Origin of the sequence: Pedobacter sp. PACM 27299, assembly GCF_001412655.1 — a bacterium.
Classification (GTDB): Bacteria; Bacteroidota; Bacteroidia; order Sphingobacteriales; family Sphingobacteriaceae; genus Pedobacter.
In genome coordinates this window covers 285,420-299,763 of the sequence record NZ_CP012996.1, presented here as the reverse complement: position 1 = coordinate 299,763, position 14,344 = coordinate 285,420, and the positions used below count along the sequence as shown (strand labels likewise).

The window sequence follows — 14,344 nt, the reverse complement described above, 5'->3', positions numbered from 1 at the left end:
GATGGATTAGCCGAAGTACTCGACAAAGTTGTTTTCAGTTTCGTAAATTTTGATGCAGTGCAGGGTCGCGCCAGACTCTTCAATATAAGGCAGTAATTCTTCCCATATTGCGATGGCTAAGTTTTCCGTAGAGGCCAGTTTCCCTTTCATGAAATCTACATCAAGATTCAGGTTTCTGTGGTCAATTTTATCCACCACATAAGTATTGGTGATGTCTTTCAACCATTTCAGATCTACAAGGAAGCCTGTTTCCGGGTTAATCTCCCCTTTAACAGTCACATACAGCTGATAGTTGTGTCCATGCCAATTTGGATTGGCACATTTTCCGTAAACTTCTGTGTTTTTATCTTCAGACCAATCCGGTCTCGACAATTTATGCGCAGCGTTAAATGATGCTTTTCTGGTTATGTATATCATTCTCTCTTATATTGTTGACAAATATACGCAGAAAGCTTAAAGTAGAAAGGTTTAATCTCTAACTTAGACTTTATGAAGATTCTTTTAGTAGCAGCAACAAATGCAGAAATCTCTTTAATAACCGAACATTTCGGGTTATCAGGAGCCGCATTGATGAAAACAGAAAGGTTCGACCTGCTGATTACTGGGGTAGGGATGACTGCCACCGCTTTTGCATTAGGAAAGCATTTATCTAACCGGTATCAATTGGTGCTCAACCTGGGTATTGCAGGTTCTTTTGACCCTACGATCCCGCTAGGGACAGTTTTGAATGTAGTGGCGGATGATTTTTCGGAGCTTGGTGCAGAAGACCATGGCCAATTTCTTCCTATCGAAGCGCTGGGTTTCGGAAAAAGCGGTTACCATGCCTACAACAACCTGCTTCATCCCTCTTTATCGGAACTTAAGAAAGTGAAAGGAATTACCGTAAATACCATTCATGGCTCTGCAGAAAGCATTGAAGCGGTTAAAAACAGGCTGCATCCCATTACGGAGAGCATGGAAGGCGCAGCGGTACTTTACAGTTGTGAGCAAGCCGGCATCCCCTGTCTGCAAATCCGCAGCATCTCGAATTATGTGGAACCGAGAAACCGCGAAAGCTGGAAAATCGGCCTTGCCATCAAAAATTTGAATGAATGGGCGATTGGATTTTTGACAAACAGCTAACGATCTTCCCTTTCGATTTTAACTACCTTTGCCTGTCGGCTGCCGCTGATCAGCCGATCTTTCCAAACCCAAAAATTATACTGCAATGACTTTAAGCCTTGGATTTTCCCCTTGCCCGAATGACACGTTTATATTTGATGCCCTGATTCATCATAAAATTGACACGGAAGGATTAGATTTTAAAGTTTCATTTGATGATGTAGAAACATTGAATCAAAAGGCCATGAAAGGGGAACTTCACATCACTAAACTGAGCTTTCATGCTTTTGCTTATGTGTATGAACAATATGCGCTGTTAGATGCCGGAAGTGCTTTAGGATTCGGCGTTGGGCCTTTACTCATTGCCAAAAATGAATACCTCGCCAATCATCCAGATCATATCAATGCCGAACTTCGCGTGGGCATCCCTGGAAAATATACTACCGCTAACTTCCTGTTGGGCATTGCTTTCCCCCATTTAGTACAAAAGGAGGAAATGGTTTTCTCCGCCATTGAGCAGTCACTTCTGACAGATCAAATTGACCTCGGATTGATCATTCATGAAAACAGGTTTACCTATATGGACAAGGGCTTACACAAGGTGATGGATCTGGGTAATTACTGGGAGCAGCAAACCGGCTGTGCGATTCCTTTAGGAGGCATAGTGATCAATAGAGACCTGGATCAGGACATAAAAGAAAAAGTAAACAGAGTACTTCGCAAATCTGTTGAATACGCTTTTGCAAACCCTAAATCTGGAATTGAGTTCATCAAACAGCATGCACAGGAAATGAGTGAGGAAGTGATGTACAAGCACATTGACCTGTACGTTAACAAATACTCTATTGACCTGGGTACAGAAGGCAGAAAAGCAATTGATGTGTTATTTCAAATGGCGCAGGAAAGAGGATTGATCCAACCCATTACAAAAGACCTTTACCTGATTCCTTAGCTGTATTTAAAAGACGGACTTTAATTACAAGGCCCGTCAGGAATTTCTTTAGTGATCTTCAATAATTTCGTCACTACCATAGTAGAATCAAAATCTGCAGCAACAATTAAGCTGTCGGATTTGATGATATGGCATTCTACCTCGATATATACGGGCTCATAGGGCTTTTCAAAATTGAAGTTACTATAAGCCAGTTCCAATGTTTTCGCGCTATCGGCTACCCAATATTCAGTCCCTTCTTCGCAATCCGTAAAAGATTTAATCTCCGGACCATAGCTATACAAGCCTTTTATCACCCTCATGTTGTTCTTTTCAACAGATACTGGTTTGGTATTACAGGCCAGAACAACAACTGAGCAAAGTACTAATAAGGGTAATGATTTGATAGATATATTCATGATGTTAGAGATCTTGATTTAAGTGGTCAATTTTCTTGACGCTCAGATTAGACGACAAAGCTGATGCCATAAAAGAGAACACAGTCACTGTTAAAAATACTAATAAAAAATCCGCCCATTTAAGGCCAATTGGATAGGCATTGGAAATCATTGGGTTGTCTTGCGACATCTTGATCAGGCCAAATTCCTGCTGTACCAGACAAAATATCAGTCCCACAAATAACCCAAGTATACATCCCGTCATGGTAATCATCATCCCCTCCAGCAAGAATATCCGCTTGATCAGGCTTTTCCCTGCTCCCAGACTACTTAGAACGGAAATATCCTTCAATTTGTCTATCACCAGCATTGTTAATGAACCGATAATATTAAATATAGCAATTATTAATACAAAAGTAAGGATGATATATACCGCCCATTTTTCACTCCCCAGTATGCTATGAAGTGCGGAATTCTGCTCAATACGATCTTTTACAACGAATTCCGTTCCGATCTTCTCTTCTATTTTCGCTTTAAATTCATCTGGATCTATTCCTGGATTTAACAGCAATTCTATAGAAGAAATTTTGCTTGGTTCAGCTAATAACTGCCGGGCAAAGTCTAAAGGTACGATAGCCACGTTGTCAAAATCCTGCTGCACCTCAAAAATCCCAGATACCGGAATGGTCAGTACGGTGAAATTATCACCGGGATTAATCGAGCTCACCCCTTTTCCTTTTTTTGGAGAATAGACCTGTAAAGGGTTAAAGGGATCTGTGGTATTGACCACCAGGAAGTTCTGAATTGCAGAGCCAATCACCGCATAATGACCACTCGGATTGTCGAGCATGAAATGTCCGTCAATAATGGTACTGTCCAGGCTTTTGTTCTTCAGATAATCCGGGCCTACGCCTTTAATCAGGCCTACACTTTGCTTGTCATTGTATTTAAGTAAGGCATTTTCTGACAAGACCTCCACGTAAGAATAAATCCCATCTGCCTTCTTCAATTGATTAAAATAAGCGGTATTGGGTTCGAAAGTCTTGCCATGAGCCGGCATGATGACCAGTTGAGGGGTCATGGTATTGAACATTTTCAGCACCATTTCTCCAAGCCCGTTAAAAGCCGACAAAATAATGATCAATGCAGCGCTTCCCACAAACACCCCCAGCACGGAAATTGCGGAAATGATATTGATCGCATTGGTAGATTTTTTAGCAAAAAGATACCTGCGGGCTATGTAAAAGGCTGTATTCAAATCTGGTTATAATGTTACGACTGTAAAAATGGATTGTGCTGTTTTTCAAAGCCAATGGTCGTAAACTGACCGTGACCTGGATAAACCTTGCAATCATCTGGCAATATAAACAAGTTATTTCTTATGCTATTGATTAATTGCGCATGATTCCCACCCGGAAGGTCTGTACGACCGATACTGGTATAGAAAAGTACATCACCACCAATTAAAAAGTTGTCTGCAGCGGCATAGAAACATAAATGTGCCGGCGAATGACCTGGCGCAAAAATCAGCTCCAGCTGACTGTTTCCAAATTTAACCCTTCCTGTTTCTCCCAAAAAGACTTCTGGTTCCGGAGAAAGCTCGTATTCGAAGCCCATCTGTGTTGCATATCCAGGGATGGCTTGCAGCACCGAAAGTTCTCCTGCATGAAACTGAGGCTTCAAACTCCAGTTGTCATACACAAATTTATTTCCCAATACATGGTCGATATGGCAATGTGTATTTAACAACAATACCGGTTTTAGCTTATTCTCCTTGATGAAACGAACCAGTTCGTTTTGTTCATCACCATCATACATTCCGGGATCGATGATCACACATTCCAACGATTCATCAAATAAAACGTAAGTGTTTTCACGATATGGATTGAAAGCAAATTGCTGAATACTAATCATATATTTAAAATAAGTCTTAATTTTTCCATTTGAAGGTACTGATCATCTGATCAATATCTTTTTTTATAAAATTTACAACAGGCTGAATAGAATCGTACTGCGGGCGCTCATTAAAGTATAAAGCACCACGAAAATAATGTTTCGCACTGTCTGTTAAAAAGAACTGTACAGAAGAAGCAGTATTGCCTTCTATGGCGTAATAAATGCCATAAACTTTCTTTTCAGGGTAATTGATCAGTTTTTGATCAATCGCATTCGCCTTCACCGTATGTTTAAAGGCAAAGGTTCTCGCATCTTCTACCAGGCCCTCATATTCTTTTTTGGAAGATACATCGTAATAAGTAAGGTGCAGACGTCCGTTAAATTGCGGAAAAGAAAGGTTATACCAGCAAGGCTGTGTCCCTCTTCCGCTATCGGGAATCATTTTTGCGTACACTGGGTATTCAAATGAAAAAGCACAGCCTTCATTGAAAGTCTGGTATGCTTTTTTAGGAAAATTGATGTGAAAATACCCTCTCGGCTTCGGTGCATAATTGTTTTCCTGATTACAGGCAGTAAAAGCCAATACCAGCGCAAGGAGGCCGACCGGGAAAAATCTATTCATATCAGGAGTTCCAAATGTACCAGGAGCGTTCGGCTTGAAGGTACAACATTTCCAGTCCATTTTTAATGGCGGCACCGGATGCAGCACTTCGTTCTAAAAATTTTGTCAGCTCAGGATTGTAAACCAAATCGTAAGAAAGGTGTTTTTCAGTGATAAATTCATAAGGAATCTGCGGACAGCTGTCTACATTTGGCGACATCCCCAGAGGCGTGGTATTGATCAGCACCGTATATTCCCGCAGCATTTCTTCATTTACAGCTTCGTACAAAATCGTTCCCTCTGCTGGTTTTCTTGTGACCACTAAAAATGAAATTCCCAACTTATGGAGCACATATTTTATTGCTTTTGCAGCCCCACCATCGCCAAAAATCAAGGCTTTAGTATGGTGTTCCTTTAAAAAAGGAAATAAAGATGTTTCAAAACCATAGGCATCAGTATTGTAGCCTTTCAGCACAGCCTTACCGTTTTCTCTCCGAATATCGATACAATTTACGGCACCAATTTCTGCTGCTGCTTCATCCAGCTGATTAATATAGGTCATCACGCCCACTTTATGAGGGATGGTCACATTAATTCCGCAAATTTCTTCATCAGCAATCAGCTCCGGGAAGGAACTGATATTTTCAATTGGATAAAGGTCATACTCACAATCAGCGATTTGCTCCTGCGCGAATTTCTCCGTAAAATGTTTTTTTGAAAAGGAATGAGATAAGGGAAACCCAATCAGGCCAAATTTCTTCATCTGTATAAATGTAGGGTTACAATTTATCCAGATTCAGAAAATGATCAAAAGTATCACCTCTTAAGCCCAAACGGATAGTTTCCAAAGGAATAGTTTCCGCAGGAGCGATATTTCCAAGGTTTACATTGGCTCCAAGAAGCTTAATAAACCAAACTTGTTGTTCTTTCTGCGGTGCTTCCCAGATGATGGTTTCTTCAGGGATTTGAGTCAGGATTTCATCTACTAATCCTTCTCTCACTTCTCCAGAACCTCTGTAGATGCCCACATTTCCACCCTCTCTGGCTTCAGCAATTACTTTCCAGGAACCCGCCTGCAGCTCAGCATTCATTAATTTGATCCATTTGTATGGGGCAAAAATCTTTGCTGCATCTTTAGAACCTACTTCTGAAATTACAGTGACCTGTTTTGCTAATTTCTGAATGAATTCACATTTTAGGTCGTGTTCAATGCTAATCGAGCCATCAGAAACTTCAGCATATTCCATCTGATATTTATCCAGCACTCTGCAGTAGTCGTCAAACTGATTACGAATTACAAAAGCTTCGAATAATGTCCCTCCAAAATAAGTAGGAATTCCTGCATCTCTATAAATTGCGAGCTTCTCTTTTAAGTTAGGCGTCACAAACGAAGTTGCCCAGCCTAATTTTACGATATCAGTATGTACTCCGGCAACCTCGATGAAATCTTCAGTTTGCCTTAAGCTTAATCCTTTATCCATGACCATTGTAATTCCTTTGTTGCGTGGCTTTACAGATCTTTCGGGTATATTATTTAATGGGTAGTTCATATTGGTCACAAAGGTGAAAAAAAAATGGACAGTTTTTATCAGGTATATCTAATAAAAAATGGTAACATTATTTAACATAACGATTAATGACTTCGATTATTGAACCATTATCTTGTAGTTGTGGTAAATATTCGAATAAAATATAGTGTTTATCCGGATCGGTTACCAACGCTGTTTCCAAGTAAACCAGGGCATCATTTTTTTCTCCGAGTGCAAACAGATAGGCCACCATTCGGTAGTATAGTTCTGCAGCATCCGGGTTATTTTTTATCCCATCCAAAATCGTTTCAGAAGCTTCCAATAGCCTTCCCTGCTCATAAAGCACGGTAGAAAAGTCAAGCCAGGCTTCAATATCCACCGGATTAAATTCCAAAACCTTATAGTAAGCTTCGATAGATTCTTCAATCTGACCGAGTTTATAAAAAGCATCTGCCATGGCAAACCAGAAGTCTGGATTTTCGTCGTCCAGTTCTAATGCTTTACGGTAAAAATGAAGCGATTCAAAATAGCGCTCTTCGAAATTGAGCGTCACTCCAATTCCAAACCAGGCGTCTGCCATTTTAGCATCCATTTTCACTGATTTCTTATAATAAGCACGTGCTTCATCCATCAAATCCAGTTTTTCATAGCATTCACCGATGGCACAATACGTGTCCGCATTAGGTGGTTCGTACTCAAAAGTATGTTTATACACCTCTATAGCCTCCGCAAAACGGTCTAGCTGTACCAGTGCATTTCCTTTATTATAATAAGCAGAAGCAAAATTATCCTTAATTAAAATGGCATAGTCATAAGCATCGATCGCTTTTTCAAACAGGTCAAGTTTATGATACGAATTGGCAAGGTTATACCATGCCGCATAAGAATAGGGATCATTATCTATATATTCCTGATAAAATTTAATGCTTTCTTCTTGTTTATCCAGGATATCATAACAAAATGCCAGCTCGTATAAGCCGTCCTTGTTTTCCATATCTTGTTCCAGACTACGTTTGATATAAACAATTGCTTGTTCATAATCGAGCATATTCTGGTACACATAAGCAATTTGTAACAGGATTTCATCAGTAGACTCGGCAAAACCCAATGCGATCTGAAAATTATCCAAAGCTTCTGAATAACGTTCCAGACTATTGTAAATATTACCTCGTAAGATATAAATCTCCGCTTCTGAAGCCTCCAGCATTTCTGCCTTTTGCAAAGCAAGAAAAGCCCTTTCAATCTGGTCGGTTACAAAAAACAATTGCGCCTGTTTCACCAGAAATACAGCGGCATAAGGATGCTGATTTACTGCATAATCAGTCACTTGCAGTGCCTTTACAGGATCACTCTTCTCGATATAATAATCAATAATATTTTCAAAAGCCTGCGCATCGAAAAAGTACTGATCCTCATTACGTATCATTTCCTCATAACGTTCTACAGAACGTTGCGCATCATCACTAAACTCAAATAAAAACTCCTCTTCCATGTTGCGAATAATTAAAGAACAGATCCCAGATTTTTAAAAACACAATATAAGTTTACAAATTAAATATTTGCATAAACTAATTAATTTTCAACATCCACACACCCGAACCCTAAATGACTGATAGTAATATTTTTGGCAAAAGGCTCGGGGAAAATGAGTTGACCGCTTTTTGCAATAGAGATAATGATCACAATTATCTTACAAAATAACATAACTTTAAATGAAAACCTGTAAAATTCAGGTCAGAAAAGAAACCAAATATTAAAAAAATGGTTGTAAAAAGTATGGATCCTCCTCAGGAGAAAGCTTTATCACCGTTCATAAACCGTAAAACGAATGAAAAAAAACATCAGTTCCGTTTTAAAAAACCTAGGGATTCAGGAACTCAATCCTGCATACAGCACTGGCCAGACCTGGTCGGCAGCAAAAAACACTAAAACCATAGATAGCTTTTCGCCGGTAGACGGGCAGAAAATTGCCCGCATTCAGGTGGCTACTGCCGAAGATTATGAAACCGTCATGAAAACTGCAGAAAGTGCTTTTCAATATTGGCGCAGTCTGCCTGCACCAAAACGCGGCGACATTGTACGTCAGTTTGGAGATGCATTGAGGTTGGCAAAAGAAGATTTGGGCACCCTGGTGTCCTATGAAATGGGAAAAAGTTTACAGGAAGGATTTGGCGAAGTACAGGAAATGATTGACATCTGCGATTTCGCAGTTGGACTTTCCCGTCAGTTATACGGTCTGACCATGCATTCTGAAAGGCCGCATCACCGGATGTATGAACAATGGCATCCGATGGGAATAGTAGGTGTGATTTCAGCTTTTAATTTCCCTGTAGCTGTATGGAGCTGGAACATGGCATTGGCATTGGTATGTGGAAATGTTTGCGTATGGAAACCTTCTTCAAAAACACCATTGTGTGCCATCGCTTGTCAGCAGATCATCACTAAAGTACTGAAAAATAACGACATGCCAGAAGGCATCAGCAGCCTGCTAATTGGTAATGCAGTAGGCGAGATGATCAATAACGACAAACGGATTCCCCTGGTTTCCTTTACCGGATCTACCCGTATTGGCCGTACCGTTGCGACTGCAGTAGCGGGCAGGTTTGGCAGAAGTATCCTGGAACTTGGTGGAAACAACGCCATAATTATTTCAAAGGATGCCGATTTAGAGATGTCAATCATTGGCGCGGTATTTGGCGCGGTAGGTACTGCCGGACAGCGCTGCACCTCTACCCGAAGGCTCATCATTCATGAAGACATCTTTGAAGATTTCAAAAACAGGCTGATTAAGGCTTATGGTCAGTTAAGAATTGGTGATCCTTTAGATCAATACCACCATGTAGGTCCATTAATCGATACCGCAGCAGTAGAAATGTACAGCAAAGCGATCGAAAAGGGAATCAGGGAAGGTGCGGAATTTGTAGTGGAAGGAGGCATTCTGGACGGAGAGAATTATAATTCCGGCTGTTATGTAAAGCCATGCGTTGCAGTTGTAAAAAATCATTATGAAATTGTACAGGAAGAAACTTTTGCTCCTATTCTTTACCTGATCAAATATAAAACGCTGGAAGAAGCCATTGCTTTACAAAACGGAGTACCGCAAGGATTATCTTCCGCTATTATGACATTAAACCTTAGAGAAGCCGAACAGTTTTTGTCGGCCTCAGGCTCCGACTGTGGCATTGCAAACGTAAATATCGGCACTTCAGGTGCAGAAATAGGCGGTGCTTTTGGTGGCGAGAAAGAAACTGGGGGTGGCAGAGAAAGTGGCTCTGATGCCTGGAAAGGCTATATGCGCAGGCAAACGAATACGATTAACTATGCCAATACATTGCCCTTGGCACAAGGCATCAAATTTGATTTATAATCATAAAAAAAGCGACGGGATAAACTCCCGCCGCCTTTTTAATAGTACCGCAAATCTTTCTCTTCTATTTCACTAAAGTCGTTTTCGTGTTTGCAGCAATTCCATTTTCAAGGAAAGTGCTCTCTGTTTTCAAGGCAGCAAAATCGGTAGTATTCAATACAGACATTTTATTTTTTACTAAAATATGCTCGTTGGCAGTTCCAAGCAGTCTCAGATCTGAGCTGCCATTTGTCACTGTGTATAAGCTTTTGATATTTCCTTTAAATGTCGCTTTAGCATCATCATTCAGGAATACTTGTAATACATTCAGGTCAAATTTCCCTAAAGTAGCTACTTTAGCACCATTTGAGGCCACAATTCTTTGTAAATCTTTCACATAAATTACTATATCTAAAGTTTCTTTTGCATCAGAGTTGATCAGCAAAGTGTAGCCTTTTTGTTTAAAGATCACCTCATTTCCTTCCACTTCATTCTTTACTTCCACTCTTTCATTTTTACTTTGGACCAAGGTAACCTTCACATTTCCACGTACTTCAATCTTATTGAAAGGTCTTTCAGGACTGATAGCTGTTGGTGTTGTTGCTGCCATCGATGCATTTGTAAATGCAGAGGTAGATAAAACAATTGCGGTTAAGGTTAATGCGATTAATGATTTTACAGCGGTTTTCATAATATTTTGATTTTAAATGATTTCTTAAGGTTTTGTAGATAAGACGCCTCCATTTCAGAAACGTTTCAACAATATTTACCGTTTTAGACCATAATGAAAGAATCCCCGACCAAAGGGCTATTTTTTTCGACGAACAGGCAGAAAAAAAATTAGCTAAATCAGGTATTTTATTTGAAAGAAGTTCAATTTGCTGTATGTTTAAAGATTTTTAAATGCTTACCCTCCCTTTGTTTTAATCTTTAGCTGATGTTACGAGTAGATAGTTCTAAACCCTGTAAAATTGTTTATTCATTGTGTAAACACGAATTTTTCGGTTATTTAATAGAGCCTCATATTGTCCAGCTGAATCCTCAGGGAGACTTTTCATTAACATACCAAAGGATTTTTTCTCATACCGCATCAGAATTCGCAGCACACCTGACAGAAAAAGATTTCAAGCTGATTAAAATTCTGGATGAAACCGAGCAGGACTTCATCATCAAGAAATACCATAAGAAACCCATCCGCCCGGTAGAGTTCTTCAGTAAATTCTTCAATGATAAGTTTTATGAAAATGTAAGACCAAAGATTGAAAAGAAGCTGGCCGAAGCTTTAGAGCTGATTAAAAAAGACGGGGCATTGTACCAGATGGACAGTGATGGCTGGCCTGCAGAACGAAAAATCGAACTCGCTGCTGAACCTGCTACCGTATTGTTTCATTTTAGGCGCAATGCGATGGAAACCCGCTATTTCCCAACCATCAAGTATCAGGGAATGCGCATTGATTTCATGTTTCAGGAAGCACAGGTAGTGAGTAACCAACCGGCATGGCTCCTGTTGAATGATGTATTATATTTCTTCGAACAAGACATTGAGGGTAAAAAACTGCTGCCGTTTTTAAACAAACGCTATATCACGATCCCTAAATCAACAGAAGGCGCTTACTTTGAAAAATTTGTAGCACCGCTGATTGAAAAATACCATGTATATGCAGAAGGATTTGACATCAAAACGGAAAAACATGAGCCTACACCAGTCATCAAAGTAATTTATGTGGATGCAGGCGTCTCTCAGTTACAATTATACTTTAGGTATGATACCCATGCTTTTGCCATGGGCAATGAGAAAAAAATAACTGTACATATAGAAAAAACAGAAGACAACTATATCTTCACTCGCATCAAAAGAGATGCAGCATGGGAAAAACAGAAGTTTAACTTTCTAACCACCCTTGGACTTAAAAAAGTAAGTCCGCTGGACCATAATTTGGAATTACCTGCCCATGCAGATGAAAATCAGAGTTATGCGGTCCTCAATTGGGTAAATGAACATATTGAGCAATTGAAAGCGGAAGGATTTGAAATCGAACAAAATCAAAGCGCGAAAAAATTTCAGTTTGCCAGTAACAAGATTGATTTTGAAATCAAAGAAGACAATGACTGGTTTGACATTAATGCGATCGTTTATTTCGGCCAGCATCCCATTCCATTTATTGCTCTAAAGCAACATATCCTCCATAAAAAAGAGAGTTTACCCTTCCTGATGGCTCCATTGCGATCATCCCTGAAAAATGGTTTACCCAATATGGAAGTCTGTTTAGTCTTTCTGATGGCGGCAAGGAATTGAAGTTAAAAAAGCACCACATCGGACTCATCAATGAATTGGCAGAGGATGGTATTGCCAATGTTACGCTGAGTCGAAAATTGCAGAGATTGAACGATTTTGAAAACATTGCCGATACTAAAATGCCGGTACACTTTAAAGGAGACCTCCGCAGCTATCAGAAAGCAGGTTACAACTGGTTTAGCTTTTTAAGGGAGTATAATTTTGGTGGCTGTCTGGCGGATGATATGGGTTTAGGTAAAACCATTCAGACCCTGGCGATGCTGCAAAAGATTAAAGAAGAAGATGAAGAGCAATCGACGAAAAGTACCTCACTGATCATCATGCCTACCTCTCTGATTTATAATTGGCTGAATGAAGCGAAGAAATTCACTCCGAAACTAAAGATTCATGCGCATACCGGCAGTTCCAGAAACAAAGATATCAGTCAATTTGCGAAATATGACATCATCATCACCACTTATGGGATTACTCGTGTAGACATAGATTTACTGAAGGATTATTATTTCAACTACATCATTTTGGATGAGAGTCAGAATATCAAAAATCCTTCTTCAAAATCATTTAAGGCCGTAAAAGCATTAAAGTCCAGGCATAAGCTGATCCTGAGCGGTACACCGGTCGAAAACTCCGTGAGTGACCTTTGGACCCAACTCACTTTCTTAAACCCAGGGTTATTAGGTACACAGACCTTCTTCAATGAGGAATATGTACAAGCCATCGAAAAAAGAAAGGATGAGGAAAAAGCCAGGAAATTACAGGCCATTATCAAACCTTTTGTTTTGCGTAGAACTAAGGAACAAGTGGCCTCTGAGCTTCCTGCCAAAACGGAACAGGTGATTTATTGCGATATGTCTGAAGACCAGGCCGCTTATTATGAGAAAACTAAATCAGCTTATAGAAACGACTTGCTAAGCAGCATGGATGATGGTACTTATGCCAAAAAACAGGTACAGCTATTACAAGGATTAACTGCATTGAGGCAGCTGGCCAATCATCCCCTGATGATTGATGAAGACTATACTTCTGATTCCGGTAAGTTCGAAAATGTAATCCATACCTTAGATAACGTATTAAAAGGTGGCCATAAAGTGCTGATCTTTTCCCAATTTGTGAAGCATCTCAATATTTTCAGACAGTATTTTGAGAAAGAAGAAATCCCCTTCTCTTATCTGGATGGTGCCACAAAAAACAGAGGAGAAATCGTGGCAGAGTTCCAGGAAAACACAGAACTGAAGGTATTTCTAATCTCGATCAAGGCGGGTGGTGTAGGTTTAAACCTTACCCAAGCCGATTATGTATTTATCCTGGATCCATGGTGGAATCCAGCTGTAGAACAGCAAGCCATAGACCGGACTCACCGCATCGGACAGGAAAAGAAAGTTTTCATTTACAAGTTTATCGCAAAGGATACGGTAGAAGAAAAAATCCTTGCCTTGCAGAACCGCAAGAAAAGGCTGGCCAGTTCATTAATTACAACCGAGGAAAGCTTCTTCAAATCACTCAGCAAAGACGACATCAGGGAAATCCTAAACTAGCCTGAACAATGGCTAGCCTTGTAAAAAACTATAATATTCATCCCGACTGATCATGACTGCGCCCAGGCTCATCAAATGATCATTCGGGAGCTGACAATCGATCAGCTCAAAATTTTTGTGCTGGCACAACCAAATTAAGCCTGCTTTAGAAGCATTGCTGACCAGACTAAACATGCTTTCTCCGCAAAATACATCGCCAATCTCCAGCCCGTACAATCCACCGCATAAAAGCCCATCCTTCCAGACTTCAACACTTTTTGCAAATCCATACTCATGTAACGCAATATAAGCCTCCTGCATTTCTGCTGTAATCCAAGTGCCCGGCTGATCTTTTCTGCCAACTTTAGCACAATTTCTGATCACTTCTGGAAAAGCTTCATTATAGGTAATTTTAAATATCCCATCTTTTAGAACTTTTGCCATGCTTTTGCTAATCTTCACCTGATCCGGATAAATTACACAGCGCTCATGGGGCGAATACCAACAAATAGGATCATCTTCACTAAACCAGGGAAAAATCCCGTGATGATAGGCCAAAAGCAGTCTGTTGACACTTAAATCTCCTCCTACTGCTAATAATCCGTCCGGATCCGCCAATGCCGGATCTGGAAAGCTAATCTCCTTTTCATCGAGTCTAAAAACCATGATGCAATAATAAAAACAATAATTTAATGTAACGAACCCTTCCTTATCGCATCTTAAATGAAAAAA

The 14,344-nt window shown here is 40.0% G+C and carries 13 protein-coding genes and 1 pseudogene; 4 read left to right on the top strand and 10 right to left on the bottom strand.

Translation table 11 applies throughout. The features are described from left to right. Positions 1 to 6: 6 nt before the first annotated feature. Positions 7 to 417 (bottom strand): 6-pyruvoyl trahydropterin synthase family protein, encoded by a 411-nt coding sequence (locus tag AQ505_RS01230; protein WP_062546499.1) that lies wholly within the window; start codon positions 415 to 417, stop codon positions 7 to 9. A 72-nt stretch (positions 418 to 489) separates the two neighbouring features. Here AQ505_RS01230 and mqnB point away from each other — a divergent pair, with 72 nt between their 5' ends. Continuing rightward, positions 490 to 1,122: a futalosine hydrolase gene (gene mqnB, locus AQ505_RS01225; protein ID WP_062546498.1), complete on the top strand. Its 633-nt coding sequence runs from the start codon at positions 490 to 492 to the stop codon at positions 1,120 to 1,122. Positions 1,123 to 1,207: 85 nt separating this feature from the next. Next, entirely contained in the window at positions 1,208 to 2,053 is an 846-nt protein-coding gene (locus tag AQ505_RS01220; protein ID WP_062546497.1) for a menaquinone biosynthesis family protein, read from the top strand. Between the two features lie 20 nt (positions 2,054 to 2,073). On the opposite strand, the gene AQ505_RS01215 is transcribed toward AQ505_RS01220, so the two are convergent. From AQ505_RS01215 to AQ505_RS01185, 7 genes are all read right to left on the bottom strand, one after another. Next, the gene (locus tag AQ505_RS01215; RefSeq protein ID WP_062546496.1) at positions 2,074 to 2,451 is read right to left on the bottom strand and encodes a hypothetical protein; all 378 of its coding nucleotides are present in this window, start codon (positions 2,449 to 2,451) and stop codon (positions 2,074 to 2,076) included. 4 nt (positions 2,452 to 2,455) lie between these two features. Beyond that, on the bottom strand, positions 2,456 to 3,688 hold the full coding sequence (locus AQ505_RS01210) for an ABC transporter permease (protein WP_062546495.1): 1,233 nt from the start codon (positions 3,686 to 3,688) through the stop codon (positions 2,456 to 2,458). Positions 3,689 to 3,702: 14 nt separating this feature from the next. Further along, positions 3,703 to 4,344: an MBL fold metallo-hydrolase gene (locus tag AQ505_RS01205; RefSeq protein ID WP_062546494.1), complete on the bottom strand. Its 642-nt coding sequence runs from the start codon at positions 4,342 to 4,344 to the stop codon at positions 3,703 to 3,705. A gap of 16 nt (positions 4,345 to 4,360) precedes the next feature. After that, the gene (gldD, locus tag AQ505_RS01200; RefSeq protein ID WP_062546493.1) at positions 4,361 to 4,948 is read right to left on the bottom strand and encodes a gliding motility lipoprotein GldD; all 588 of its coding nucleotides are present in this window, start codon (positions 4,946 to 4,948) and stop codon (positions 4,361 to 4,363) included. A gap of 1 nt (position 4,949) precedes the next feature. Further along, positions 4,950 to 5,690 (bottom strand): shikimate dehydrogenase family protein, encoded by a 741-nt coding sequence (locus tag AQ505_RS01195; RefSeq protein ID WP_062546492.1) that lies wholly within the window; start codon positions 5,688 to 5,690, stop codon positions 4,950 to 4,952. A gap of 16 nt (positions 5,691 to 5,706) precedes the next feature. Then, entirely contained in the window at positions 5,707 to 6,477 is a 771-nt protein-coding gene (locus AQ505_RS01190) for a phosphosulfolactate synthase (protein ID WP_062546491.1), read from the bottom strand. 67 nt (positions 6,478 to 6,544) lie between these two features. Beyond that, on the bottom strand, positions 6,545 to 7,948 hold the full coding sequence (locus AQ505_RS01185) for a tetratricopeptide repeat protein (protein ID WP_062546490.1): 1,404 nt from the start codon (positions 7,946 to 7,948) through the stop codon (positions 6,545 to 6,547). A 336-nt stretch (positions 7,949 to 8,284) separates the two neighbouring features. On the opposite strand from AQ505_RS01185, the gene amaB reads away from it, so the two are divergent. Beyond that, positions 8,285 to 9,823: an L-piperidine-6-carboxylate dehydrogenase gene (amaB, locus tag AQ505_RS01180; RefSeq protein ID WP_062546489.1), complete on the top strand. Its 1,539-nt coding sequence runs from the start codon at positions 8,285 to 8,287 to the stop codon at positions 9,821 to 9,823. Between the two features lie 64 nt (positions 9,824 to 9,887). Here amaB and AQ505_RS01175 read toward each other — a convergent pair whose 3' ends face one another. Next, positions 9,888 to 10,493, bottom strand: coding sequence for a GIN domain-containing protein (locus AQ505_RS01175; RefSeq protein ID WP_062546488.1), 606 nt, complete (start codon positions 10,491 to 10,493; stop codon positions 9,888 to 9,890). A 246-nt stretch (positions 10,494 to 10,739) separates the two neighbouring features. On the opposite strand from AQ505_RS01175, the pseudogene AQ505_RS01170 reads away from it, so the two are divergent. Next, positions 10,740 to 13,633, top strand: a pseudogene (locus AQ505_RS01170) (SNF2-related protein). 12 nt (positions 13,634 to 13,645) lie between these two features. Here the strand turns inward: AQ505_RS01170 and aat are convergent. Next, a complete protein-coding gene (gene aat, locus AQ505_RS01165) occupies positions 13,646 to 14,278 on the bottom strand; it encodes a leucyl/phenylalanyl-tRNA--protein transferase (protein ID WP_062546487.1) in 633 nt (210 codons plus the stop codon). Between the last annotated feature and the right edge of the window lie 66 nt (positions 14,279 to 14,344).